Origin of the sequence: Candidatus Phyllobacterium onerii (genome assembly GCF_028331445.1) — a bacterium.
Classification (GTDB): Bacteria; Pseudomonadota; Alphaproteobacteria; order Rhizobiales; family Rhizobiaceae; genus Phyllobacterium; species Phyllobacterium onerii.
The window spans coordinates 16,579-41,558 of record NZ_JAQMHX010000009.1 but is presented as its reverse complement, the minus strand read 5'-3'; the positions used below and the strand labels follow the sequence as shown (position 1 = coordinate 41,558).

Below are 24,980 nucleotides of genomic sequence, written 5' to 3'. Positions count from 1 at the left end.
CAATGACCGATCTTGTTCGACCGAGAGTAAAATACGTAATCGGCCCGGATGGCAGCCCGCTGACCATCGCCGATCTTCCACCCGCGAATACGCGGCGTTGGGTTATTCGCCGCAAGGCTGAGGTGGTTGCCGCTGTGCGCGGTGGTCTTCTTAGTCTTGAGGAGGCTTGCCATCGCTATACGTTGACGGTGGAAGAGTTCCTGTCCTGGCAGTCCTCGATCTCCGATCATGGGCTGGCTGGTCTCAGAACGACCCGGATACAGCAATATCGTCATTAGATGATGGTGCATGAATAGAAGGGGCTAGCCGCGAGGCCAGCCCCTTCGCTTATGCAATCGTTTCTTCACGCACGATCAAGTGCGTTGCCAGTGCCGACAGAATTGCCGATGCGGTGAAAAACCAGAGTCCTGGCTGGGCGATCGCTGTGGCAAGGCCGCTCGTCTTTGCGCCGAAAATCACCAGAGCGACCAGCAATACGTCCAGCATCGACCATTTCGACAGGAAGCCGATCCACCGGTGCAGAACATGGGCGGCAGCGGGTACTCGAGCTGCCGCCAATTGTGCGACGGCGAGCTTTGTGACTGGAAGAATGACCGAAAAGAGCCCGACGATGGACGCCAGCAACCAATCGCCGCCCGTCCAGAGCGATCGAATTATGCCCAGGAGCGAAGGGTTCTCGTCGAAAAAGTACAGCCTGCTGACATTCATCAGCGGCATGGTCATCCCCAGTGCCAGCGAAAACGTGGCGATGAAGAGAAAGATGGGAATGAACGATCTTGTCGACATGCTGGTCCCGAACCAAGGCTAACCCAGTTACGCATGAAGGAAATGCATGGCACCCGTCAAGCATAGGCGACGACAAGACACACCGGATCACATTCGCTTGTACCCGATTGACGCTTCCCATGGCTGGTCTCCATAGTTAGGGTACATAGCACCGACGACTGCCGGCGGTAACCAAGAGTATTTAATTCTTGATGATTTGGTCGAACATTGGATTGATGCACCTTATGCGTACAAAATTCGGACTGCTGTTTGTTTTCCTGGCCTTTGTTTCCTCGGCCCAGGCGCTGGAGGCCGGCTCCCCGCCACCGCTCGCTCCAGAGGAGGAGCAGGCCAAGGCTGCGCATTTGAGCGCGCAGGTGCTGACATACTACCACTACAAGAAGGTGCCGTTGGACGACGCCTTGTCTGAAAAAATAATTAACCGGTACATAGAATTACTCGACCCGGAGCGCTTCTTTTTCCTCCAGTCCGATATTGATCAATTCATGACCAATAAGGACAAAATCGACGATGCTATCTTCAGCGACGATCTGAGCATCCCGTTCGCTATTTTCAACGTGTTCGAGCAGCGTTACGTGGAGCGGCTTACATACGCGCGTGAATTGCTCAAGAATGGTTTCGATTTCAGCCAGAACGAAGAGTTCACGCTCATCCGCGACAAGGAGCCTTGGCCGAAAACGATGGCGGAGAGCCAAGACCTATGGCGCAAGCGCGTGAAAAACGATTGGCTGCGCCTGAAACTGGCGGGTACGCCTGAAGCGACGATACGCGAAACACTTGGCAAGCGGTATGGAAACTCACTGGCCCGGGCCTACAAGTACAAGAGTGACGATGTCTTTCAGACATTCATGACGGCTTACACGAACTCGATCGAACCCCATACCGACTATCTGGGTGTTGCTGCGGCATCGGATTTCGACATTTCGATGAAACTCTCGCTCGTCGGTATCGGCGCCGTACTGCAGGAGCGCGACGAATATACGACCATACGGGAGCTGGTACCGGGTGGACCGGCCCAGCTGTCTGGCCAGCTGGCGGTCGGCGACAGAATTGTCGGCGTCGCCCAGGGCAAGGACGGCACGCTGGTGGACGTTGTCGGCACCCGCGTTAATGACGTCGTGAAATTGATACGCGGAGAGAAGGATACCGTCGTACGGCTGGATATCTTGCCATCCGATGCGGGACTTGACGGCAAGCATCGCCTCGTCACCCTGGTGCGAGAAAACATCAGTCTGGATAAGCAGGCGGCCAAAAAAAGCGTTCAGATTGTCAAGGACGGCGATATCTCGCGGAAAATCGGCGTGATCTCGTTGCCCACGTTCTATGAAGATTTCGATGCGCGGCGGCGCGGTGACAAGGATTACCGGAGCGCAAGCCGCGATGTCGCCAAGCTGTTGGCAGAACTCGAAAAAGAAAAGGTAGATGGCGTCGTTATCGATCTGCGCAACAATGGCGGCGGTTCTTTGCCGCAAGCGATCGAACTGACCGGCTTTTTCGTGGGCAAGGGACCAGTTCTGCAGCAGCGCAACGGCGATGGTGAGATCAGGGTAAATGGCAACAAGCGCGCAACGGCCCTGTGGACGGGGCCGCTTGCTGTGCTCATCAATCGTGGTTCCGCCTCGGCCTCAGAGATTTTCGCCGCTGCAATACAAGACTATGGCCGCGGCGTCATTATTGGCGAACCGAGTTTCGGCAAGGGCACTGTGCAAACAGTGGTCGATCTGGACGAGGAAGCACGCAATCCAAAGCCGGAATTCGGCGAGCTGAAAATGACTGTCGCGCAGTTCTTCCGCATCAATGGCGGCACCACTCAGCTTCGTGGGGTGACGCCGGATATCGTCCTGCCAGGATTCTCGGACGAGGACAAACTGGGGGAGTCGAGCTATGACAATGCGCTGCCATGGCTGCAGATCAAACCTGCGAGCTACAAACCCCTTGGTGATATCAAAGCGGTTCTGCCGGAGCTACAGAGCCGCCACGACGCCCGCGCCAAAACGGACAAGGATTTCAAGGATCTCGTTGAAGACGTGAATGAGCTCGACGATTTGCGCAACAAGCGGGTTATCTCACTCAACGAAACCGAAAGGCGTGCCGAGAGGGAACGTCAGGTCAACCGCCTGAAGGCGCGCGAGGCAGCAGACGGCAAGGGTTCCGTGTCACAGGCAGATCTTGTGTTTCAGGAAGACGGACTGCAGGCCAACGAGCGCAGCTTGAGCGCAGATATAGCGAGCGAGAAGGCGCTGAAGGACGCAAAGGACGTTCTCCTGGATGAGACGGTGCATATTCTCAGCGATGCCGCAGACCTTACCAAATTGAAATCGGCAAAAAACAATTGATTATTGGCGCCAGCGCTGAGTGCTGGCACTCCACATGGCGAATGGTGCAGCGATGGCAGATCAGATCAGTATCGAAAAACAGGAAACGGGTAGCGGCGGACGCTACGTGGCCGTGGTATCAGGGCACGAGGCCGAGATGGCGTTTTCACGCGCCAGCCCGCATCTGATCATCATCGATCATACGGCGGTGCCGGATGCGTTACGTGGCCAGGGTGTGGGGCAGGCCCTGGCGTTGCATGCGGTAGAAGATGCACGGGCGGGCGGATGGAAGATCATTCCGCTTTGCCCATTCATGCGCGCTCAATCGCTGAGGCACGAGGAATGGGCGGACGTCGTTCAGCAGAGATAAGGCCTTTTGGGAACTCTATGCCCGCGGAAGCTGATTTCTCAAAAAGTCTACTGACTATCCGATCATCGCCCGCTTGGCGGTGACAGGAATTTCTTCGACATCCCGCGGCTTGCCATCGCGTTGCTCAAGTGCCTCGGCTTTGGCAAGTTCCGCTTCGGATTCGGTAAGTGCCGCTTCGGCATCGTCCTTCTGGGCCTTCAGGTCGCGAATTGAATCAAACAGGTTGTCGCGGCGCTGACGGGCGGCTTTGGCAAACGTCGGATAGGCGAAATGCGTGGTGTCGGTGATGCCGGCCTTTTTTTCCTCGGACAGTATCTGCGCGTCCAATTCGGCAGCCATGCGTTCGAACTCGCCCATCATCAAATCAAGCTGGCCGAGTTGACGGCGCTTTTCCTTGACCTGAAAGAGCTTCAGCCGAACCAAACCTTCATGCGACTTCATACTCACTACCCCCTCAACACCTGCCAAAAGCCGGTACTCTGATCCTGCCAAAACGCTGGCGATCGATCATCCGGCGCCGTTTCACCCCGAATCACTTCGGAAAAATGAAACAAAAACTTAAAGGTTGCCCTGTCTGGTAACCTTTCCTTTACGTTCAGCATTAATCATACGCCTTAAGACTTAAAGCTCTGTAAATCAGTGCGGCAAGTTTTTGGACGGCGATTTTATCGAGTCGAATGAATCGCTTAAGGCCAGAACCTGATGCTGCGCCTTATGATTTTTGACGGGTAAGTTGACCTTATGAATCAATGCGGTGCCAATGATTTTTAAATCAAGAGTCAAAGGCACTTGCAAAGCGGAATTAGATTTTGTTAACCATTCGGTGGCAATCTTAACGTTATGGAAACGGCTTGTTTCGCGACCTGACTTCGGGATTGCCCTGATCGAGGTTTCTTGGGCAACCCATTTCAGCGGCGGGAAAAGGGGAATGATATGCGGGTTCTTTTAATCGAAGACGATAGTGCAACGGCCCAGAGCATCGAACTGATGCTCAAGTCGGAAAGCTTCAATGTTTATACGACGGATCTGGGCGAGGAGGGTGTCGATCTCGGCAAGCTCTACGACTACGATATCATTCTTCTCGACCTCAACCTGCCGGATATGTCCGGTTATGAAGTCCTGAGGACCCTGCGTCTGTCGAAGGTGAAAACACCGATCCTGATCCTTTCCGGTATGGCCGGTATCGAGGACAAGGTTCGTGGCCTCGGCTTCGGCGCCGACGACTATATGACCAAGCCCTTCCATAAGGACGAACTTGTTGCCCGTATCCATGCGATCGTGCGCCGTTCCAAGGGGCATGCCCAGTCGGTCATCACCACCGGCGACCTCATCGTCAATCTGGATGCCAAGACGGTGGAAGTCACCGGCCAGCGGGTTCATTTGACGGGCAAGGAATATCAGATGCTGGAGCTGCTTTCGCTCCGCAAGGGCACGACACTTACCAAGGAAATGTTCCTCAACCACCTCTACGGCGGTATGGACGAGCCGGAACTCAAGATCATCGACGTTTTCATCTGCAAGCTGCGCAAGAAGCTCGACAATGCTTCCGGCGGTATCAACTATATCGAAACCGTCTGGGGCCGCGGCTATGTGCTGCGTGAGCCGGATGCATCGGATCTGCGCGAAATCGCCTGATCAAGATACTATCGAGAAACAAAAAAGCTCCGTGTGAACGGAGCTTTTTTGTTTGCTGTGACATTGAAGCCCCGGCTAAGCCGTCCCATACACAATGTTGCTCTCAGCCTTCAACCGGCATCGGCGGCAGGATTTCGGCGATGGAAGCACGATTGAACGGTTTCAGCAGATATCCGGCTGCACCAGCACGCTTGGCACGCATGATCCGGCTCAGGTCAACCTCGGGCAAGCAAAGATAGATCTTGCTGTGCTCACCGCCTGGCAAGGCACGCACCTGGCTGATGATCTCCGACGCTGGCATGTCGGATAGCGCATCGTCGAGAATAATGATGTCAGGCATTTCGACACTACAGGCGGCAATCGTCTGATAGCCGGTATCGGCGGTCGTCACGACGGTCGTTTCGTTGGCAATAAGCCTCCGGGCAACCTTCCTGACCACAGGAGATCCATCCACAATCATGCAGCGTAGCAATTGAAAAACTCCCCGCAAAAGCAAGTTGCGTCTGTCCCCATGACCAAGACTACCAGCCGTTGGGTGAATAAATACCCAAGGTTGATGGTAAATTTTTAGGACAACTTGCGCGATAGGCTACGCGGCGGTGAAGACGATCTCTTCAGGGCTGGCATGGATCGAGATGGTCATGCCGGCTTCCTGGGCCAGCAGCAACGTATAGTAGGGCTGAACGCCGTGGGCGTCGATCGGCTCGTCAGGAACCTTGCCGCTGTGCAGTTCCAGGAATTTCGGCGGGACACGCAGCATTGGACCACGTGATGTCAGGACAAAACGCGGCTGTGTTTCCGGGGTTTGCAGTGCGACGGACAATGTGCCACCGCGAGGCAGGGCCGCATTGGCGATCAGGACCAGATTGAGCAAGAGCTTCACCTTGTTCTTAGGCAGCAGAACCCGGGTGCCTTCCCAACTCAATTCGGCCTTTTCGCCCTTCATATATTCATTGGCGACATTCTGCGCGTCGCCAGTATCGATCTGAACCCCGGCGGAGCCGGCGGCGCCGAAAGCAATGCGCGCGAACTGCAGGCGAGCAGACGCGCTGCGTGCGCTGGATTTGATGAGGCTCATCGCGTCTTCATCGGAACCGCCTTCTTCGAGCAATTCCAATCCATTATTGATGGCGCCAACGGGTGAAATGATGTCGTGGCAGATGCGGCTGCTCAGGAGCGCTCCGAGGTCCGTTGCCGAGAGAATAACGGGCAATGTCATGGGGAAAATCTCCTGAAGATTGGCTGGTGGTTCAGAGGCAGCCGCGAATCAGTAACACGCGAATCACTCCGATTTCTGGCCTATTTGGATACATAGCTCGATCATGATCGGCAAGAACGTCGTGGCCGGAGCTTGTAAATGTTGAAATTTCAAGGTTTTTGTCACTCATTGCAAGTCATTGAAATGCCAAGATCGATTCATAAACTTTTATACAAGGTTTAGCGCCTTAAAATGAATTCGATTTTAAAAGCAGGCGCAAGATCTGCTCATCCTTGCATCAGGCGTCAGGCAAAGAAGCGAACAGCCAAAAGGAATTATGATGGCGTCTCTACTCTTGTCTTTGAACCGCGGCTTTCTCCTCATTTTGACACTTGTGTCGCTCGTTGTCGCCCAGGCGCAGACGGCGCGTGCTCAAGAAACCTATACGATGGAAGAAATCGTCAATTCCGGCCAGCGGTTCTTCGGATCGACTTCAGGTGGGCTCGCCACGGCTGTCGAAAAAGTCTTCCAGAGCTATGGCCTGCCCAACGGCTATGTTCTCGGGGAGGAAGGATCCGGCGCTCTCATCGGCGGCCTGACCTACGGTGAGGGTTCGCTCTACACCAAGAATGCCGGGGATCACAAAACGTTCTGGCAAGGACCATCGATCGGTTGGGATTTCGGCGGACAGGGTTCGCGCGTCATGATGCTCGTCTACAATCTCGATGATGTGCAGAACCTCTACGGCCGCTTCGTTGGTGTTGCCGGTTCCGCCTATCTTTTCGCCGGCGTCGGTTTCAATGTGCTCAAGCGGAATCAGGTCCTGCTCGTTCCGATCAGGACGGGCGTCGGTGCACGTCTGGGTGTCAATGTGGGTTACCTGAAGATTACCCAGACGGCGACGTGGAATCCTTTCTGACAAAATAAACCGTATTGCATTTGGGACGCGAACTCTTCAGTTCGCGTCTTTGCGTTTCAGAGCCTGACTGTTAGTACCTTATAAGATAGATATCCAACAGGACCCTGATCGTGATCCAGTCTGCGCTATATTTTGCTTTCGGATTCCTGAGCGCCGTGCTGGTGGCGCTTTTGGTTGCGCCGCCCATCTGGCGCCGGGCGACACTGCTCACGCGCAAGCGTGTCGAGGCGGAGACTCCGCTGACGCTCAACGAGATACAAGCCCAGCGGGATGGCCTGCGCGCTGAACATGCGATCGCCGAGCGCAAGCTTGAGTTGATGCTGGAGAGTTCCCGCGAAAAAGCTGCACTGCAGTTGGCCGAACTCGGCGAGAAAGAGCGTCTCATGCGCAATCTCACCTCTGAACTTGAGGCGCGCGATGCGGCGATAGCCGAGTCTCGATCGTCATTTGCCGATCGTGACAAGGAACTGGAGAAAGCCGCGGCCATGATCACAGGGCATGAACGATTGATCGAGCAAAAGTCAGCTGAACTCGAACTCGTGCATCGGCGGGTGTCCAGTGTCGCGATGAATGCAGACAGTTTTCAAATCGAAGTCGCCGCGCAATCGGCCAGGATCGACAATCTTTTGGATGATCTGAAAGAGGCACGGCAGGACAAGCGCGACAGCGACAACCTGAGACAACGGGCCGAAGCAGAGATCAAGGAAGTGCAACATTCGCTGGCCCAGGAAACCAAGCGAAGCAGTGAGCTTGAGAAACGTTCGAATGCCCTGCTCAGGCAAATTTCCGATAGCGAGGCCAAGCTTTCAAGGCGCGAGAAGGAAATCGAGCGGATCAACGAACGTTTGCGCAAGGTGCTCGCCGATGGGCGCAAGCAGGGATCTTCTGTTCTGGATACGCCGCGCGGCAAGCAGGTCCTGGTTCAGGCGCAGGAAACCGAGCGTTTGCGCGAAGAGATGAATAGACTTGCAGCGCAGGTCGTTGCCATGGTCGCGCGGCTAGAGGGGCCAAACTCGAAGGTCAACGAACTCCTGGCGCAAGCCGAGAGCGAAATGTCCCCGGTGCATGACGAAAACGGCGAAATCATCGTGAGTTTGGCCGATCGCATTCGGGCTTTGCAGACGGCGGCTTTAGAAACCCGAAAAACGGCTGAACCGCGATAGCGCGATGCCCGAAGCTGTCGCAACGTTCAGGCTGTCGAAACTCCCGGACATAGGGATTTTCACTGTTTTCAGTTTTTCCAAGAGTAGCTTTGGCAGGCCGTCGCCTTCAGTGCCCAGAAGCAGCGCAACGCGCCGCGAGGGCTTGGCATCGTAAATATCGGTTATGCCGGCGGGGCTGAGGGCAAAAATGTCGAATCCGGCAGTTTGCAGTTTGGCCACGATGGCTTCGATTGATCCTTCCCTGGCAAAGGGGACTTTCAATGCCGCGCCGACCGATACGCGGATGGCCTTGCGGTAAAGGGGATCGCAACTGGTTTCGTCCATCAAAATGCAATCCGCTTCGAAGGCGGCGGCGTTGCGAAAGATCGATCCCATGTTGTCGTGATTTGAAATGCCGCACAAAACGACCGCTAATGCCTCGTCCGGCATAATATCGATCAACGCATCGATGGATCGCAGCGTGTTGCGGCGGCCAACAGCGAGGATGCCGCGATGCATCGGAAAGCCGGCAATTGCATCCATGACCTCGCGGGACACGCAATAGATCGGTACATCAGGCGGGCAAAGCTCGAGCTGCTGACTCAGCCCCGCAAGCCGGTTTTCCAGTATGAGGAGTGATTCCACCGCGAACGCCGGGTTGGACAGCAGGACATTGAGGACAACCTTGCCCTCGGCGATGAATCGGCCCTCGCGCCCGACGAGATCCCGTTCACGCACATTCCGGTAAGGCGCAAGCCGATCATCCTCGGCATCGGCGACGCGGGTTACCCGATGTTGCAGCCAGTTGTGCTCTTCCGGGACCAGTGTTTTCACGACTGCGATGCGAGCCCGGCGCGAGCCTCGCCAGCCATCCGCACGAGTGTCATGTGCATGTCCTTGGCAGAGGTCAGGGGCTCCTGGAAAAAGACACGCAGGACGCCGTCACCCTCGGCCAGATCGAAGCCATCGGCGTCAATACCTGTCATGCGCCACTTGCCATTGGGTGCCCTGGCATAAAAGCGGGCATAAAGCGCGATCGCATCGGAATGGTCTTCGTTCATATGGTCGACGGCGCCTTGTTCCGCGGCGGCGAGTTCCTCGCCGACCGGACTAAGACTAAGCCAATCATTTGCTGACAATTGATAGGCCTGGCCAAAGCCGCCATTCAGCTTGGCGCTTTCAGGTTCCAGCCGGAAAAAGCGAAAATCACCAAGGCCAACATAGAGCTTGGCCTTGGGCAAGTGGGAAAGGTAGCGCCATGCAATGCGGGTGTGTTCCGGCGTATCGCGGGCAATCTCGCGTGCCTTGGCGGTTATCGTCATGCGCGGATGGGCGAGTGGGTCACCTTTGTCCGGTTCACCGACCAAAAGCGAGCACCGAGGATCGGCCAGCAGTGCCGGTGTGTGTGCGGCGAGGGCCGACACAAGGATGATTGGTGCGCCATCATGATCCGTCGAGACTCCGACGCGCGTGGCAATCGGAGCGCCGGACTGCGGATCGAGCGTCGCAATCACGGCATGGCGCGCGGTACGCATCAACGTGCGCGCAAGGCGTATTGCATTGTCGTCAATCTCGCGGAGGACGTCTTTCTTTTCGCTCACGTGTCATCTTTCAAACCGGTCATCGTGCCGATTGATAGTTTGTCACACGGATTGGAACAAGCCCTTTGCGGACAATAGCGAGGATGGGCCGGGAATGTCAGGCTGCGATAGCCCGATTGTCGTTAAGGCCGATATCGTTCATGCAATCGGCCAGCAGATCGAGATCGACCGGTCCGATCGTGCACAAAACCGGGGCAACATCTTCAAGCGGAATTTGCAACGCCATGAGTTCGACAAGCGCTGCCATAAGCGATTCGCGAGTATCGTAGCGGACTGAATGATTGCGCATAGCGTGCCTTACGAGCTTGGGCAGATGCACAAAGTTTAGGGCAAATGTGGTAAACAAGTTCTTAATTTTGCCATTATTGAAATTTTTTTGCTGTTGAAATGAATAAAATAACTGCATATTTTCAAATGGATGGTAATGTCGTATATCACAATAATCATCATTGCCATTGTTTGGCCCTAAATCGCATCAATCTGTCAGCAACTTCACCAGCAGGATTAACAGCGATGAGAAATGCTTCGTGAACGGCGTCGGTAGGGGAAAACTCCACTCTGTTATAGGCATTGTTGCGGCGGCCGGTCTCGTCACCGGTTGTACGACGAGCCAGAATTCGGGCAAATTATCCGCCGGTCTGACGACGCATTCGGGTACCAAAACTACTTCTTACGCCTATACGCCGAAGGACAAGGAATGCCTTGAACGGGCGATGTTCTTCGAGTCCAATCGCTCGAGCAAGGAAGGCTTGCTCGCGGTCGGCACCGTGGTGATGAACCGTCTCGATTCAGGCAAATGGGGAAATTCCATTTGCGGCGTGGTTGGTCAGAAAAACCAGTTCGCGCCGGGCGTGCTATCGCGGCCCATGCGTTCTGTGGCAATGCCCGACGTGCAAGCTGCAGCGGACGCCGTGCTCAAGGGTGAGCGCAACCCCAAAGTGAAGAACGCGATGTATTTCCATACGGCGGGTCTTCGGTTCCCTTACAAGAACATGCATTATACTGTCGTCGCGGGCGGCAACGCGTTCTACGAAAAGCGTGACCGTTATCATTCAGCAGATATAGCTTCGAATGATGCCAGCCGTGCAATTGCCAACGCCTATATTGCCAGCACCAGAATGGCGGGGGGCAATGTGCAGATGGCCAGCGCCGCGCCGGCTACTACGACGACGTCCACAGCGACTTCAGGTCGCGTTGTGAAGGATATCAGCCAACAGCCGATCGTTGTCGCTCAGGCTGACCTTCCCTTGCCGGCGCAAATGGCGTTTGCGAGCGACAAGGTAGCAGTGCCAGTCGATCCTCCGGCGCAGGCAATGGAGTACACAGCTCCGCAACCGGTAACGATGCCAGCCGCGACGGCAGAGGGAACTCTGCAGACAAGTGCACTAGCCTATGAAGCGCCGACCGCAAAGAAGGTAGACGCGATAGGTCAGATGCTCTTGGCGCAGGATCGTCCCAACACCCTTAACTGATTTCCACATCAACTATTCGGACACCAAATAGTGGTGAGCCCATTCGCTATGGGGAATAACTTGTCCTATGGCGTATTGGAAAGACAACACCGTCATGTGGTCCGGAGACGTGGCACAGGTGTAGGACAGATGGTACCATTCGCCCTTGCTGCGGAAAGCTGCGCCGCCTGAACGGATCTTGTCACCTTTGATCTTCGGCTCTTCAAAAGCATAGGCGACCAGTTCGTCGGCGACCAGTTTGGCGGGATCCTTGTGGATGCGCTCCATTGCCTCGAGATCACAGCGCTGTTCGAGCCGCGTCTGCGGGTCCAGCCGCTTTAGCTCTTCCGCAGCACCATTATCCATAGCGCGTGCCGGACTTGCCAAGGCGATCGACACCAAGAGCATGGCGCTTATTATTCTCATCGTAGGCGGCTTTCATCGTGTGAACGCGAAGGACGAGTCGTTGGTTCTGGTCCCGGCGCGGTATTGATACCAACCGGATTGGGACTAAATTATGAAAGCCCACTGACCTGAACAAAATGGCAGTGGTTCCCCGTCTACTGGCCGCTTTTTTTCTCCCATCGCCGTTCGCATCGATATAGGCATATATGTAGGAAAACGACGGCTGTGCGCGATTGGCGGGCTCGACCAGCCCTGCAACGCTGCCGAGCGACGCCGCGTAGTTGTTGCAGTTATAGCCAAACATGCGCCACGTGGGTGGTTTGGCAATATCTGCCCGCACTTTGCTGAGCAATTGCTGATACTGGCTTTCGGTCAGCGATACGCGATACGCCGCGTTTGGCGTGAGATGGCAGTCGGCATAGCTCGGCACCAGATCCGCGGGCATCGGGACAATCGCGCCGGCATACAGTCCCGCAAGACTGCCTTTGGGGAAGAGACCCGTATAGAGGCGGGTCACCGGATTGCCTTTGGCGTCCAGTCGCCCAAAAACCACGTAGAGATGGCCGCTCGGTATGCCGGGTGAGAAACGCTGGCGGAACTCGATATAGGCGGGATCACCAATTCTTGTGCGATTGGCCGTCAGTTTCGCCGGTGAGCCATTCGGATTGCCATGTACCGCGCAACTGAGTTGCGGCGTTTCAGGCGCGTAGGCCGATACTGTAATCGCGCTGGTGGATTGGGGGACTGACTGACAGGCTGTGAGGGTAATTGCGGCGATGCTGGCGATGATTGATTTCAGAGATGCTGGAGGCACGATTAACCTTCTCTCGATGTGTCAGTAAACATAGGGCAGGACACGCCACGTGCGCGCGCGGTATCGGCTATATTCCTCTCCAAATGCTTCCTGCAGCATCACTTCTTCAGGGCCTATCCGAGAGAAAAACAGATAGCCGAAGCCAACAATGCCAGCCAGACCGGCGACATAGTTCGGGAGGAGCAACGCCTGGGTCAATGCCATGAGCCAGAACGCCGTATACATCGGGTGACGGAGATATTTGTAGATGCCCGTGGTGATCAGCTTGTGGTCCTGCTTCAACTGCAGCGATACGGACCACATTTTTCCCAGCGCCTTGTGCGTGAGACGGAACATGATCAAGGAGAGAATTCCGGAGGCAATACCAAGCAGGAAAAGTATGGTGCTTGCCGGGTAGGACGCAAAATGTGGCTGACCGGTCGCGACGTAGATTGCTGGAATGATACCGAGGCCGGCGAGGGAAACCGCAAGTCTGGCCGTATCGGCGCCCTTCCGCCGATCGACAGTGAGATTCACCTTGCGCGCGCGTCGATCGAATGGCCGGCGCAGCACATACCAGGCAGCGACATGAAGGACCCACAGGACCTTGCCGGCAGAAACAAGAGAGATCATGTGGTGGCAGTTCCAGCAATATTGAGTTTTGCCGGCGACGGTGTGTTCTGATCACAGCGCAGGCCACCTAATGCGGCGACATCGGCGAATTGTTCCGGACCACACAAGATGGCATGCCATGAGTAATGGGTGCGTTTTTCGACACCGAAAACAAACTGGCGATGTACGCGAAAGAAATCCCGTCGAATAGATTTATATGCCTCATCGCAAAGTTGGTTGCGGAAACGCACTCTCACCAGGATCGGCGATTTTTCACCTTTTATTTTTAGGTCCCGCACGGGATCAGATTGGTAGAAATTCATGGGGTCTGTCAGCGATTGCACATCGATCCAGACCGTTTTGCTATTTGCAACGGTCTCGACACTTTTGCGCAACGTGTGAGCAGCAGGATGCAGTGCTACCTTCAACAGACTGGACCCGACAGTGAGCAGGCCATACCGGCGAGAACCCTCGCGGCGAAGGGCGGCATCGAGAATCGGAATTGCGCAAACCGCGCCAAGGCTGTGAGCTGCAACAACGATTTCTGTGCCGGGTGGAGCATTGCTTATACGGTTGGCTGCATCGGCAATGACGCGATCCAGTTTCTGCATCACATCCGGCCGTTTGCCCCGCGCCATATCACGGGCGAACGTCCAGTCATCCATGAGGAGCAGGAAATGGAGTTTTGAGGCAGCGAGCCAGAACAACAGGATGGCGGTAGTCAAAGCTATCGCCGGCGCGACCGGTACGCTGGTTTGGTTGTACAACGCGGCAAGACGCCCGGTGCCGTAGGATGCACCCAGTATGACAAAGCAGATCAACAACGGATAAACGAAAAACAGGGCATAGCGCCAACTCGTCACAACAAAGCGGAAGAATGTCCCGGTGAGGATAAAATCAAGCAGGGCGATAATTCCACTTAGCAACCGCCTTAGGGGATTTCTGGACGCGTAAAAAAGGGTGATGTCGCCTAGTCCGTAGAGGATGAAATCCGTATTGGCCGACCAGCCATCGCCGGAAGCATGGAGACTGAACTCGCCGGTTGCGATCCCGCCATCGGTCGAGGAAACGCGCAGCGGTTCAGACTGGGTCAAGGACATATCGTAAACGGGGGCTGTCTTGGCCGCTTCGCGCGTGAAGCGGCGATGATGGGCCTCTACGGGCATATGCTCAAAGCCTGGTAACAGTACAACCAGACGATTGATAACGGACATCTGTAACCTTTTCACGGTCGGGTTCAATCGGTGTCAGCGACCTATGACTCTTGCTAAGGATTCTAGATGACCGACCTTAACAGAACATCGCCGGCGCGTAAAAAGTTGCAACCCACAATTCGATTTATGCGTCAACTTGCCTCTTCATTTTGGTGCCATCCGGATTGCGCCATCAAGACGGATAGTTTCGCCGTTAAGCATCGGATTTTCAATGATATGCAAGGCCAGAGCCGCATATTCCTCCGGTTTGCCAAGTCTCGATGGAAATGGAATGGACGCAGCAAGGGAATCCTGAACCTCTTGCGGCATGGCGAGTAGCATAGGCGTTCCGAAAATGCCGGGCGCAATAGCCATGACGCGAATGCCGAAACGCGCGAGTTCGCGCGCTGCGGGTAGGGTCATGCCGGCTATACCGGCTTTGGAAGACGCATAGGCCGCCTGACCGATCTGGCCGTCAAAAGCGGCGACGGATGCGGTGGAGATGATAACACCGCGTTCGCCCGATTCGAGCGGATCAAGCTTTGACGCGGCATCGCTGACAAGCCGAAGCATATTAAACGAACCGATGAGATTGACCTCAATCACACGTCGATAAAGGTCGAGATCGTGTGGGCCATCACGACCGACGATGCGCCCCGCATTGGCTATACCGGCGCAGTTGACCAGAATGCGCGGCGTTCCGAGTGCGTCGATGACATGCGCAACGGCCTTCTCGGCGTCGCCTGCACTGGACACATTGCAACTGAGCGCCAATCCGCCGATCTCATTTGCGACGCTCTGCGCGGCGTCAAGATTGATGTCGAAAAGGGCAATTTTCGCACCTTTTGCCGCCAGCCTGCGGGCAGTCGCTGCTCCCAAACCCGAGCCACCACCTGTTACAATTGCCACATGTCCATTCGTATCCATGATCGTCTCCGATGCTCGTTCCTGCCTTCTCGCATGGGTGTGGTCGGTTATCCAGCCGTTTCGCTGTTTCCTGCCGTCAAAATCGTTCCCTGCCGCCCAAGTATGAGGCCCCCAGCGACGCGTCATAGTAAAAGCCAGTGGACGGATTTTTAGGGATTTTCACTTTTTTTTTGGCATGAAGGCAGAGATTCTCCAGAATCCAGTATTATCGGCGTTTCGGTGGGTTGACTGCGAATAAATCTGCTTGCATTGCGACATGGCAAAGGCTTCCATGCAACCTTCGTTGTAGGCATGGGGGCCTGCAACACAAAAAAACCTCTGAAGGTGGAAAAGATGAATACCTACAAGAAACTCCTTGCGGCGACCGCGCTCGCAATGCTGACAGGTGGGCTGATGGCAGGTGGAGCCGCAGCCAAGACGTTAGTCTTTTGCTCGGAAGCTGCCCCAGGCGGTTTTGATCCGGCGCTTTATACGGGTGGTGAGACACTCGATGCGACAGGACAAGCCGTCTTCAACAAACTGGTGGAATTCAAGCCAGGAACGTCGGAAGTTGAACCAGCTCTCGCTGATAGCTGGACGATCTCCGATGATGGTCTGGAATACACGTTCAAACTTCATCCAGGCGTCAAGTTTCAGACGACAAGCTATTTCACGCCATCGCGTGAGCTAAATGCTGACGACGTGGTGTTTTCCTTTGAACGCCAGAAGGAAGGCAGCCCTTGGGCCAAGTATGTAGACGGCGCTTCCTACGAATACTTTGAAGGCATGGACTTCCCGAAGCTGATCAAGTCAGTGGAAAAAGTCGACGACCTGACTGTAAAGGTCACGCTGACCAAGCCGAACGCGCCGATGCTTGCCAACCTTGCCATGGACTTCTCGTCCATCGTTTCCAAGGAATATGCCGACAAGCTGATGGCTGACGGAACTCCGGGCAAGCTCAACGAGCAGCCGGTTGGTACGGGCCCATTCCAGTTCGTGGACTATCAGCTCAACACTGCCATCCGCTACGAAGCCAATCCTGACTACTACAAAGGCAAGGTCAAGCTCGACAGCCTTATCTTCGCGGTTACGCCTGATGCGGCTGTTCGCGTGCAGAAGCTCAAGGCCGGTGAATGCCAGCTGACGATCTATCCGGATCCGGCAGATGTGGAAGGCCTGAAGGCTGATACAAACCTGAATGTCATTCAGGAAGAAGGCCTGAACGTTTCGACGCTTGCCTACAACACGACACAGGCACCGTTCGACAAGCCGGAAGTGCGCAAGGCACTCAACCAGGCAATCGACAAGAAGGCCATCGTTGACGCCGTTTATCTCGGTCAGGGTACACCGGCGATCAACCCGATCCCGCCAACGATGTGGTCCTACAACAAGTCGATCAAGGATGACGAATACAATCCTGAAGCGGCAAAGGCAGCACTCGAGAAGGCTGGCGTAAAAGATCTGTCGATGAAGATCTGGGCTATGCCGGTTGCACGTCCTTATATGCCGAATGGCCGCCGTACTGCCGAACTGATCCAGTCGGATTTTGCCAAGGTTGGTGTTAAGGCCGAGATCGTTACCTTCGATTGGCAGGAATACCTGAAGCAGGCTTCCGATCCAAAGCACGACGGTGCGGTCATCATTGGCTGGACCGGTGACAATGGCGATCCGGATAACTTCCTTGCAACCCTGTTGTCCTGCCAGGCTGTGGGTACATCCAACCGCGCTGCATGGTGCAACCAGGAATTCACGGATTTGATCAACAAGGCGGCTGTCGTCTCCGATCCTGCAGAGCGGACCAAGCTCTATGAAGAATCGCAGGTTGTATTCAAGCGTGAAGCACCATGGGCAACGCTTGCTCACTCGCTCGTTACGACAGCTATGACGAAGAACGTATCTGGCTATGTGCCGAGCCCGCTCGGTGTTCATAACTTCGCCAGCGTCGACGTCGCAGAGTAAATTTACTCCAGCGGTACCGGCTTCGGCCGGTACCGCGTTTTTTTCAGGTCACCATGTTTCGCTATATCGCGTCCAGAGTGCTGCTGCTGATTCCGACGTTTATCGGTATCAGTTTTGTGGCCTTCATTTTCATTCGTTTGTTGCCCGGCGACCCAGTCATCGCACTTGCGGGCGAACGTGGCATGACGCCGGAACGGCATCAATTGCTGATGGACCAGTTCGGTTTCAACAGGCCCATATGGGAACAGTACTTTTCGTTCCTATGGGGTATTTTCCATGGAGATTTCGGCACGTCGATCGCCAGCAAACGGCCGGTTCTAGCAGATTTCCGGGCGCTTTTCCCGGCGACACTGGAGCTTAGTATCTGCGCCATGCTCTTTGCCGTCATCATCGGCATCCCGGCGGGTATCTTCGCTGCAGTCAAGCGCGGTTCGATATTCGATCAGTTGAGCATGGGCATCGCACTCGTTGGCTATTCGATGCCGATCTTCTGGTGGGGTATTCTCCTGATCATCCTTTTCGCCGGTATATTGCATTGGACGCCGGTGTCAGGGCGCATGGACCTCATCTATTTCTTCAAGCCAACCACAGGCTTCATGCTGATAGATAGCCTGATTTCAGGTGGCAAAGGCGCATTCAAATCGGCTGTTTCGCATCTGATTCTGCCGACAATCGTGCTTGGAACGATCCCGCTCGCGGTTATCGCGCGTCAAACGAGATCCGCCATGCTGGAAGTTCTCGGTGAAGACTATGTGCGTACTGCCCGGGCAAAGGGCCTTGAACCGAAACGCGTCATCGGCGTGCATGCCCTGCGCAATGCGATGATCCCGGTCATTACGACGATTGGTTTGCAGATGGGCTTGCTCATGGCCGGCGCGATCCTGACCGAGACCATCTTTTCCTGGCCCGGCATCGGCAAGTGGATGATCGATGCCATCTCCCGCCGGGATTACGTCGTGGTGCAGGGAGGCCTCATGCTCGTGGCGCTGATCGTCATGGTCGTCAATCTGATTGTTGATCTGCTCTATGCGGTTATCAACCCGCGTATTCGCGTAAAGTGAGGAACCCGTGACCAACGAAGTTTCCCCGCCCGTACCGCTTGCCTCGTCCCAGACTTCGGGCCGTATGGCGCGGTTTTCGGAATTCTGGTTTTATTTCAGCGTCAACAAGGGCGCGGTGATAGGTTTTGCCGTCCTCGTCCTTCTGGTGCTGATCGCCATATTTGGTCCGCTCATAGCGCCGCACGCTCCCTACCAACAGTACCGCGATGCATTGCTGACGCCGCCCTCATGGCAGGTCGGCGGCAAGGAGCAGTTTTTGCTTGGCACCGATGCCGTGGGCCGGGACCTGCTTTCCCGCCTGATCTACGGCGCGCGCTATTCGTTGTTCATCGGCTTGATTGTCGTGACGTTCGCCATGATCACCGGCGTTATTCTCGGTGTGCTGGCTGGCTATTTCCGTGGTTGGGTCGATACGCTGATCATGCGCATCATGGACATCATCCTGGCGTTTCCGCCCCTGTTGCTCGCACTCGTGCTTGTGGCTATTCTGGGGCCTGGCCTATTCAATGCGATGATCGCAATTGCTCTCGTTCTGCAACCGCACTTCGCGCGCCTTACGCGTGCGGCGGTCATGAGCGAAAAGAACCGTGAATACGTCATCGCATCGAAGCTGGCAGGCGCTGGCCACCTTCGCTTGATGTTCAAGACGATCCTGCCGAATTGTCTCGCGCCGCTGATCGTGCAGGGAACACTGTCGTTTTCGAATGCAATTCTCGAGGCTGCAGCACTTGGGTTCCTCGGCATGGGTGCCCAACCGCCAACACCGGAATGGGGAACGATGCTGGCCGAAGCGCGCGAATTCATCCTGCGCGCCTGGTGGGTGGTGACTTTCCCTGGTCTGGCAATCTTGATCACCGTCCTCGCGATCAATCTCGTTGGAGATGGACTGCGCGATGCTCTCGATCCTAAGTTGAAAAGGAGCTGAGATATGGCGCTGCTTGAAATCAAGAACCTGTCTGTTGGCTTCGATACCAACGCCGGCTTGTTCATGGCCGTGCAGGGCATTGATCTTTCGGTCGACAATCGTGAAGTTCTGGCGATCGTCGGTGAATCCGGTTCGGGTAAGTCTGTTGCCATGCTGGCCGTGATGGGCCTTTTGCCGAAGACCGCAACCGTCACCGCCGACAGTATGACATTCGATGGCCACAACATGTTGACGATGACCGGCAAGCAGAGGCGAGAAATCGTCGGCCGCGACGTCGCCATGATCTTCCAGGAGCCGATGGCAAGCCTCAATCCCTGCTTTACAGTCGGTTTCCAGCTCGAAGAGGTGCTGCGCTTCCATATGAAGATGGATGGTCCGACACGTCGCAAGCGCGCGATCGAATTGTTCAAGCAAGTGGGCATCCCGTCGCCGGAAGAGCGATTGAACTCCTTCCCGCATCAGATGTCCGGCGGCCAATGTCAGCGCGTCATGATCGCCATTGCCATTGCCTGCAATCCGAAACTGCTGATCGCTGATGAGCCGACGACGGCGCTCGACGTGACGATCCAGAAGCAAATTCTCGACCTTCTCGTGAGCTTGCAGGTGAAGCACGGCATGGGTCTGATCATGATTACCCATGATATGGGTGTCGTTGCGGAAACGGCTGATCGCGTGATTGTTCAATACAAGGGCCGCAAGATGGAGGAGGCCGACGTGCTCTCGCTGTTCGAGTCGCCCAAAAGCCCCTACACCCGCGCGCTTCTGTCTGCCTTGCCGGAGAATGCGACTGGCGACCGTCTGTCAACGGTTGCAGATTTCATGAAGAATGAAGCCGCCAATGCAGGAGTGGCGCCATGAGCGAGGTCGTACTCGAGGGCCGCAATATCGTCCGTGACTATTATGTCGGCGGCGGCTTGTTTGGCAAGCAGAAGACCGTGCACGCGGTCAAGGGCGTCAGCTTTACTTTGGAAAAGGGCAAAACCCTTGCCATTGTGGGTGAGAGCGGTTGCGGAAAGTCAACGCTGGGTCGGATACTGACGCTGATCGATCCGCAAACTTCCGGCGAACTTTTGATCGACGGGAAGCCTATCAACATCGCCAAGGATCGCGTCACCGCGGAGATGCGCCGAAAGGTTCAGATCATTTTCCAGAATCCCTATGGTTCGCTCAATCCGCGCCAGAAGATCGGTGAAGTTCTCGGCGAACCCTTGTTGTTGAACACCAACAAGACGGCCGCCGAGCGGCGCGATCTGGCGATGCAAATGCTGGTGAAGGTCGGACTTGGACCTGAACACTACAATCGCTATCCGCACATGTTCTCCGGAGGTCAGCGCCAGCGTATCGCCATCGCCCGCGCGCTGATGCTTAGCCCCAGCCTGCTCGTGCTGGATGAGCCGGTCTCTGCGTTGGATCTCTCGGTACAAGCACAGGTTCTTAACCTGTTGGCCGATCTGCAGGACGAGTTCAACCTTACCTACGTCTTCATCAGCCACGATCTTTCTGTGGTGCGCTATATCGCCGACGAGGTGATGGTGATGTACTACGGCGAAGTTGTTGAATACGGTACGCGGGAGGAAGTGTTTGCCAACCCGCAGCACAGCTATACGAAGACGCTGTTTGCAGCGACGCCGAAGTCCGATGTGGAAAGCATCAGAGCACGCTTGGCCAAGAAGAAGGCTGCATGACATGACCAAAAAGCAGCCGATCTCCACAGCACCCAAGGATGGCAGCAAGGTTCAGGTGTTCTGGACTGACGAGGATGGACAGGAAAACGAGTCCATCGGGCAATATCGTTCACTGGATCGCCTGAAGGCCACGGGTGGTCAGTGGGACGAAACGGATGCCGGCTGGTGGATATTCACGGATTCAAATACGCAGAAAAAAGTCGTGCCACATTCATGGCAGCCAGCCGGGAAATCCGGCGACGAGGATACGGAAGAAGAATAGCTCAAGCTAATGCTTCTGGTGCTTTAACAAGCCACGCACGATGTCATCGGCAGAGATCATCCCGAGAAATGCGCCGTTTTCCAGGACGCCCACATCGCCACTGTTTTTCGCGATCGCTTGCATGATTTCACGCACTGGCGTTTCCGGACGGGCTGTAGCCGCAAATGGCCTGCTCGCAGGACGCGTCCGATCAAGCGGAACCATGATGTCCGCGGCAGTGAGGACACCAAGTGGATTCATGTTGGCGACAAAATCCGCAACATATTCATCCGCCGGGTTAAGCAGGATGTCTTGAGCCGTACCGCACTGGATGATCCGTCCGCCTTCCATAATGGCGATCCGATTGCCAATTTTCATGGCCTCGTCAAGATCGTGGCTGACGAAAACGATCGTCTTCTTCAGGCGCTCCTGTAGACTTAGAAGCTCATCTTGCAGGCGGGTTCGAATAAGCGGGTCAAGCGCTGAAAAGGGCTCATCCATCAGCAGGATCGGTGCACCTGTCGCGAAAGCACGTGCAAGGCCGACCCGCTGCTGCATGCCACCGGAAAGCTCACCGACCTTGCGCTTGGCCCAGTCCTTGAGGTTGACCAGTTCCAGCTGCTGCTGCACGGCTTTCGCGCGCTCTTCCTTCGGAACACCCGAGAGCTCAAGTCCGAACCCGACATTCTCTTCGACTGTGCGCCAGGGCAGGAGACCGAACTGCTGGAAAACCATCGAAACAAGATGCTTGCGCAAATCCCGCAAGGTTGTCTTGTCGGCCTTGCCGACATCGATGGCCCGCCCTTTGTTGTGAACGACGACGGAGCCGCGTGAGATGGGGTTAAGGCGATTGATGGCGCGCAGGAGTGTCGATTTTCCGGAGCCCGAGAGCCCCATCAACACGACTATTTCTCCTTCGGCGATGGTGAGAGTGCAATTGTGAACACCAAGCACATGGCCTGTTTCGGCCTGGATATCCGAGCGGCTTTTGCCTTGGTCGGCCAGAAACAGCGAACCGTCAGTCTTCTTGCCAAAAATAATACAGACATTATCCAGTGTGATCGCGGTCATTCACCTGGCTCCTTGCCGGGACGGAAGATACGGTCGAGTATGATTGCGACGACTACGATAACGAGCCCCGCTTCGAAGCCCAAGGCCGTGTTCACCGAATTCAGGGCACGAACGACTGGAACGCCAAGCCCATCAGCTCCGACCAGTGCTGCGATGACCACCATGGACAGCGACAGCATGATCGTCTGGGTAAGTCCAGCCAGTATTTGCGGCATGGCGTAGGGCAGTTCGATCTTCCATAGCAGTTGGCGGGAAGATGCACCGAATGCCTCGCCGGCTTCGATCAGGTGCCGGGGTGTCGAGGAAACGCCGAGATGGGTGAGGCGGATGGGTGCCGGCAGAACAAAGATTGCGGTTGCAATCAGGCCGGGCACCATACCTATGCCGAAAAAGACGATGGCGGGGATGAGATAGACGAAGGTGGGTAAGGTCTGCATGAGGTCGAGTACGGGACGTATCGCGGCATAGAACTTCGGCCGGTGCGCGGCGACAATGCCGATGGGCACGCCGATGCCCATGCACAGGATGCACGAGGAGAGCACCAGGGTCAGTGTCTCCATTGTTTCTTGCCAGTATCCCTGATTGAGGATGAACAGGAAGCCAAGAATGGTGAGAAGCGTGACCGCTATGGACCGGCGCAGGGCGTAAGCGATGGCGGCGAAAATCACGACCATGATCAGGGGATGTGGATATTTCAGCACAAACATCAGGCCGTCGATGAAGGCCTGCATGACTGCGGCAAGTCCATCGAAAAATCCGGCAAAATTGGTGGTGAGCCAATCGACGGCCGCTTTCGCCGTCCGGCCAACCGGAATCTTGTCTTGCGTTAACCAGTCCAAACCAAAACCATCCCCACAATGAGTAAGTGAAAGGAGCCGCCCGACCGGTGCACCGGACGGCTCATGTTTCTTTGGTCTCTTTATCCCGTCAGGGACAGCGATTGTTATAGGCCCAGCGATGCCTTGACCGCGGGGAGACCTTCCTTGCCATCGAAGGTTGTAACGCCTGCCAGCCATGTATCCAGAATTGCCGGGTTGGCCTTCAGCCATTCGGTAGCAGCCTTGGCACCGTCTTCACCATCATCAAGAATCTTGCCCATGATCTCATTTTCCATCTGCAGATTGAATTTGAGATTGGTCAGGAGCTTGCCGATGTTCGGGCATTCGGTGGTGTACCCAGCACGAACGTTGGTATGAATGATGGCGCCACCAAAGTCCGGTCCGAAGACATCATCGCCGCCAGAGAGATAGGCAAGCTTGAAATTCGAGTTCATCGGGTGCGGTTCCCAACCAAGGAAGACGATTGGTTTTTCGCTTTTTGTCTGCTTGGCGACCTGCGCGAGCATGCCCTGCTCGGACGATTCCGCAAGTTCAAAACCCTTCAAACCGAAAGTGTCCTTGGAAATCATGTCGAGAATCAAGCGGTTGCCATCATTGCCGGGCTCGATGCCGTAGATCTTACCGCCGAGATCATCCTTGAACTTGGCTATGTCCTTGAAGTCTTTCAGACCCTTATCATAGAGGTATTGCGGCACCGCGAGGGTGTATTTCGCACCTGTGAGATTAGGGCCGAGGTCTTCGACAGTCTTGTTCTCAAGATATGGCTTTACGTCGGCTGCCATAGTCGGCATCCAGTTGCCGAGAAACACGTCAATGTCCTTCTTGCCAAGCGAAGCATAAGTCACCGGCACAGAGAGAACCTTCGTGTCGGTCGAATAACCCAAGGCCTTCAGCACTTCACTCGTTGCGGCTGTGGTGGCTGTGATATCAGTCCAGCCCACATCGGCGAATCGGACTGTCTTGCAAGATTCGGGTTCCGCAGCGAATGCCGTACCTGCGGAAAGAACCAAAACCAAGGAAATGGTGAGTTTGGATAGTACTTTCATAGATAGTTCTCCCCTTCCGGTTTTTACCGGATTTTCAATGTCATGAACCAAGCACCAAACGGAAACGCATTCAAGCATAGGCGCGCATAAATCCGGTCAAATAGCGACAGTTGTTGATATTCCGACAAAAGTTGCGAAGGAGTGGATTGCAAGGGTTCATGCGGAGACCCAACTCTGATTAAAGCGGGAGATGGCAAAACTCTATTTCAGTTACTCGGCGATGAATGCCGGAAAATCGACGCTGCTTTTGCAGGCTTCCTACAACTATCAGGAACGCGGCATGCGGACGATGCTGTTCACGGCTGCGCACTATGCCGAAGACGGTGTCGGAAGGATTACCTCACGGCTGGGTGTCAGCGCCGAGGCACTGCTTTATCGCGATCAAGATGATCTTTTTGCGATTATCGCCAAGGCCCACGGTGAAAGCGCGCTGAGTTGCGTGTTTGTCGACGAAGCGCAGTTCCTGACCAAGGAGCAGGTCTGGCAGCTGGCGCGCGTGGTCGACCGCCTTAACCTGCCAGTTTTGTGTTTTGGTCTGCGCACCGATTTTCAGGGTAAACTCTTTCCCGGTTCTGCGGAATTGCTCGCCATTGCCGACACGCTTCGGGAAATCCGCACCATCTGTCACTGCGGCGCCAAGGCGACAATGGTTGTTCGTCACGGACCGAAAGGGGAGGCGCTGCTTGAGGGCGATCAGGTGGCGATCGAGAAATCCGTCTATGTCTCGCTCTGCCGCAAACACTGGGAAGAGGAAACCGGCCGGATTGCAAGCGGGGACGTCCATAAGCCTTAAATAGCGAATCTCTGCTTGCAAGTTTACCTTGAGA

29 protein-coding genes are annotated in these 24,980 nt (G+C 55.4%); 14 read left to right on the top strand and 15 right to left on the bottom strand.

Translation table 11 applies throughout. From position 1 onward, the window contains the following. The first annotated feature begins 2 nt into the window (after positions 1 to 2). On the top strand, positions 3 to 278 hold the full coding sequence (gene sciP, locus PHA01_RS19930) for a CtrA inhibitor SciP (protein WP_091878079.1): 276 nt from the start codon (positions 3 to 5) through the stop codon (positions 276 to 278). 49 nt (positions 279 to 327) lie between these two features. Here the strand turns inward: sciP and PHA01_RS19925 are convergent, their stop codons facing one another. Further along, on the bottom strand, positions 328 to 786 hold the full coding sequence (locus PHA01_RS19925) for a paraquat-inducible protein A (protein ID WP_271898112.1): 459 nt from the start codon (positions 784 to 786) through the stop codon (positions 328 to 330). A gap of 224 nt (positions 787 to 1,010) precedes the next feature. On the opposite strand from PHA01_RS19925, the gene PHA01_RS19920 reads away from it, so the two are divergent. Together PHA01_RS19920 and PHA01_RS19915 are read left to right on the top strand one after the other, a co-directional pair. Then, complete coding sequence (locus PHA01_RS19920; protein ID WP_271898111.1) at positions 1,011 to 3,122, top strand: carboxy terminal-processing peptidase; 2,112 nt, start codon at positions 1,011 to 1,013, stop codon at positions 3,120 to 3,122. A 52-nt stretch (positions 3,123 to 3,174) separates the two neighbouring features. After that, positions 3,175 to 3,471: a GNAT family N-acetyltransferase gene (locus PHA01_RS19915; protein WP_271898110.1), complete on the top strand. Its 297-nt coding sequence runs from the start codon at positions 3,175 to 3,177 to the stop codon at positions 3,469 to 3,471. A gap of 54 nt (positions 3,472 to 3,525) precedes the next feature. Here PHA01_RS19915 and PHA01_RS19910 read toward each other — a convergent pair whose 3' ends face one another. Continuing rightward, on the bottom strand, positions 3,526 to 3,912 hold the full coding sequence (locus PHA01_RS19910) for a flagellar export protein FliJ (RefSeq protein ID WP_271898109.1): 387 nt from the start codon (positions 3,910 to 3,912) through the stop codon (positions 3,526 to 3,528). A gap of 492 nt (positions 3,913 to 4,404) precedes the next feature. On the opposite strand from PHA01_RS19910, the gene ctrA reads away from it, so the two are divergent. Further along, on the top strand, positions 4,405 to 5,106 hold the full coding sequence (gene ctrA, locus PHA01_RS19905) for a response regulator transcription factor CtrA (RefSeq protein ID WP_112530599.1): 702 nt from the start codon (positions 4,405 to 4,407) through the stop codon (positions 5,104 to 5,106). A gap of 103 nt (positions 5,107 to 5,209) precedes the next feature. Here ctrA and PHA01_RS19900 read toward each other — a convergent pair whose 3' ends face one another. Together PHA01_RS19900 and chpT are read right to left on the bottom strand one after the other, a co-directional pair. Beyond that, positions 5,210 to 5,566: a response regulator gene (locus PHA01_RS19900; protein ID WP_271898292.1), complete on the bottom strand. Its 357-nt coding sequence runs from the start codon at positions 5,564 to 5,566 to the stop codon at positions 5,210 to 5,212. Between the two features lie 129 nt (positions 5,567 to 5,695). Next, a complete protein-coding gene (gene chpT / locus PHA01_RS19895) occupies positions 5,696 to 6,325 on the bottom strand; it encodes a histidine phosphotransferase ChpT (protein ID WP_271898108.1) in 630 nt (209 codons plus the stop codon). Between the two features lie 319 nt (positions 6,326 to 6,644). Between chpT and PHA01_RS19890 the strand changes: the two genes are divergently transcribed. Together PHA01_RS19890 and PHA01_RS19885 are read left to right on the top strand one after the other, a co-directional pair. Then, positions 6,645 to 7,223, top strand: coding sequence for a DUF1134 domain-containing protein (locus PHA01_RS19890; RefSeq protein ID WP_112530605.1), 579 nt, complete (start codon positions 6,645 to 6,647; stop codon positions 7,221 to 7,223). A gap of 110 nt (positions 7,224 to 7,333) precedes the next feature. After that, entirely contained in the window at positions 7,334 to 8,386 is a 1,053-nt protein-coding gene (locus PHA01_RS19885; RefSeq protein ID WP_271898107.1) for a coiled-coil domain-containing protein, read from the top strand. On the opposite strand, the gene PHA01_RS19880 is transcribed toward PHA01_RS19885, so the two are convergent. From PHA01_RS19880 to PHA01_RS19870, 3 genes are all read right to left on the bottom strand, one after another. After that, positions 8,354 to 9,190, bottom strand: coding sequence for a TrmH family RNA methyltransferase (locus tag PHA01_RS19880; protein ID WP_271898291.1), 837 nt, complete (start codon positions 9,188 to 9,190; stop codon positions 8,354 to 8,356). The two genes, PHA01_RS19885 and PHA01_RS19880, sit on opposite strands and share 33 nt — an antisense overlap. Positions 9,191 to 9,195: 5 nt before the next feature. Further along, the gene (locus PHA01_RS19875) at positions 9,196 to 9,966 is read right to left on the bottom strand and encodes a HugZ family pyridoxamine 5'-phosphate oxidase (RefSeq protein WP_271898106.1); all 771 of its coding nucleotides are present in this window, start codon (positions 9,964 to 9,966) and stop codon (positions 9,196 to 9,198) included. 97 nt (positions 9,967 to 10,063) lie between these two features. Beyond that, positions 10,064 to 10,255 (bottom strand): hypothetical protein, encoded by a 192-nt coding sequence (locus PHA01_RS19870; protein WP_271898105.1) that lies wholly within the window; start codon positions 10,253 to 10,255, stop codon positions 10,064 to 10,066. Between the two features lie 238 nt (positions 10,256 to 10,493). On the opposite strand from PHA01_RS19870, the gene PHA01_RS19865 reads away from it, so the two are divergent. After that, complete coding sequence (locus PHA01_RS19865; RefSeq protein ID WP_271898104.1) at positions 10,494 to 11,438, top strand: cell wall hydrolase; 945 nt, start codon at positions 10,494 to 10,496, stop codon at positions 11,436 to 11,438. 12 nt (positions 11,439 to 11,450) lie between these two features. On the opposite strand, the gene PHA01_RS19860 is transcribed toward PHA01_RS19865, so the two are convergent. The 5 genes from PHA01_RS19860 to PHA01_RS19840 all read right to left on the bottom strand — a co-directional run bounded on the left by PHA01_RS19860 (position 11,451) and on the right by PHA01_RS19840 (position 15,347). Beyond that, positions 11,451 to 11,804 (bottom strand): DUF930 domain-containing protein, encoded by a 354-nt coding sequence (locus tag PHA01_RS19860; RefSeq protein WP_334312042.1) that lies wholly within the window; start codon positions 11,802 to 11,804, stop codon positions 11,451 to 11,453. After that, positions 11,776 to 12,636: a hypothetical protein gene (locus PHA01_RS19855; protein ID WP_271898102.1), complete on the bottom strand. Its 861-nt coding sequence runs from the start codon at positions 12,634 to 12,636 to the stop codon at positions 11,776 to 11,778. Before PHA01_RS19855 ends, PHA01_RS19860 begins: the two co-directional genes overlap by 29 nt. A gap of 21 nt (positions 12,637 to 12,657) precedes the next feature. Further along, the gene (locus PHA01_RS19850) at positions 12,658 to 13,248 is read right to left on the bottom strand and encodes a protein-S-isoprenylcysteine O-methyltransferase (protein WP_271898101.1); all 591 of its coding nucleotides are present in this window, start codon (positions 13,246 to 13,248) and stop codon (positions 12,658 to 12,660) included. Then, positions 13,245 to 14,441, bottom strand: a complete 1,197-nt coding sequence (locus tag PHA01_RS19845; protein ID WP_271898100.1) for a hypothetical protein — start codon at positions 14,439 to 14,441, stop codon at positions 13,245 to 13,247. Before PHA01_RS19845 ends, PHA01_RS19850 begins: the two co-directional genes overlap by 4 nt. Before the next feature lie 144 nt (positions 14,442 to 14,585). Next, positions 14,586 to 15,347 carry a 3-hydroxyacyl-CoA dehydrogenase gene (locus PHA01_RS19840; RefSeq protein ID WP_271898099.1) on the bottom strand — a complete coding sequence of 254 codons (762 nt, stop codon included), beginning with the start codon at positions 15,345 to 15,347 and terminating at the stop codon, positions 14,586 to 14,588. A 333-nt stretch (positions 15,348 to 15,680) separates the two neighbouring features. Between PHA01_RS19840 and PHA01_RS19835 the strand changes: the two genes are divergently transcribed. The 6 genes from PHA01_RS19835 to PHA01_RS19810 all read left to right on the top strand — a co-directional run bounded on the left by PHA01_RS19835 (position 15,681) and on the right by PHA01_RS19810 (position 21,218). Continuing rightward, a complete protein-coding gene (locus tag PHA01_RS19835) occupies positions 15,681 to 17,285 on the top strand; it encodes an ABC transporter substrate-binding protein (protein ID WP_224511629.1) in 1,605 nt (534 codons plus the stop codon). 53 nt (positions 17,286 to 17,338) lie between these two features. Then, positions 17,339 to 18,346, top strand: a complete 1,008-nt coding sequence (locus PHA01_RS19830; RefSeq protein WP_112530624.1) for an ABC transporter permease subunit — start codon at positions 17,339 to 17,341, stop codon at positions 18,344 to 18,346. A 64-nt stretch (positions 18,347 to 18,410) separates the two neighbouring features. Then, on the top strand, positions 18,411 to 19,271 hold the full coding sequence (locus PHA01_RS19825) for an ABC transporter permease subunit (protein ID WP_112530754.1): 861 nt from the start codon (positions 18,411 to 18,413) through the stop codon (positions 19,269 to 19,271). 3 nt (positions 19,272 to 19,274) lie between these two features. Beyond that, positions 19,275 to 20,129: an ABC transporter ATP-binding protein gene (locus PHA01_RS19820; protein WP_224511631.1), complete on the top strand. Its 855-nt coding sequence runs from the start codon at positions 19,275 to 19,277 to the stop codon at positions 20,127 to 20,129. Further along, positions 20,126 to 20,956 (top strand): ABC transporter ATP-binding protein, encoded by an 831-nt coding sequence (locus tag PHA01_RS19815; protein WP_271898098.1) that lies wholly within the window; start codon positions 20,126 to 20,128, stop codon positions 20,954 to 20,956. The genes PHA01_RS19820 and PHA01_RS19815 overlap by 4 nt, the downstream gene beginning before the upstream one ends. Before the next feature lies 1 nt (position 20,957). Then, positions 20,958 to 21,218, top strand: a complete 261-nt coding sequence (locus PHA01_RS19810) for a hypothetical protein (RefSeq protein ID WP_271898097.1) — start codon at positions 20,958 to 20,960, stop codon at positions 21,216 to 21,218. A 6-nt stretch (positions 21,219 to 21,224) separates the two neighbouring features. On the opposite strand, the gene choV is transcribed toward PHA01_RS19810, so the two are convergent. The 3 genes from choV to PHA01_RS19795 all read right to left on the bottom strand — a co-directional run bounded on the left by choV (position 21,225) and on the right by PHA01_RS19795 (position 24,153). Next, on the bottom strand, positions 21,225 to 22,268 hold the full coding sequence (gene choV, locus PHA01_RS19805) for a choline ABC transporter ATP-binding protein (RefSeq protein ID WP_271898096.1): 1,044 nt from the start codon (positions 22,266 to 22,268) through the stop codon (positions 21,225 to 21,227). Further along, positions 22,265 to 23,107 carry a choline ABC transporter permease subunit gene (choW, locus tag PHA01_RS19800; protein WP_224511641.1) on the bottom strand — a complete coding sequence of 281 codons (843 nt, stop codon included), beginning with the start codon at positions 23,105 to 23,107 and terminating at the stop codon, positions 22,265 to 22,267. The genes choV and choW overlap by 4 nt, the downstream gene beginning before the upstream one ends. A gap of 104 nt (positions 23,108 to 23,211) precedes the next feature. Then, the gene (locus PHA01_RS19795; protein ID WP_271898095.1) at positions 23,212 to 24,153 is read right to left on the bottom strand and encodes a choline ABC transporter substrate-binding protein; all 942 of its coding nucleotides are present in this window, start codon (positions 24,151 to 24,153) and stop codon (positions 23,212 to 23,214) included. A 190-nt stretch (positions 24,154 to 24,343) separates the two neighbouring features. On the opposite strand from PHA01_RS19795, the gene PHA01_RS19790 reads away from it, so the two are divergent. Next, positions 24,344 to 24,946, top strand: coding sequence for a thymidine kinase (locus PHA01_RS19790; RefSeq protein WP_271898094.1), 603 nt, complete (start codon positions 24,344 to 24,346; stop codon positions 24,944 to 24,946). Positions 24,947 to 24,980: the final 34 nt, after the last annotated feature.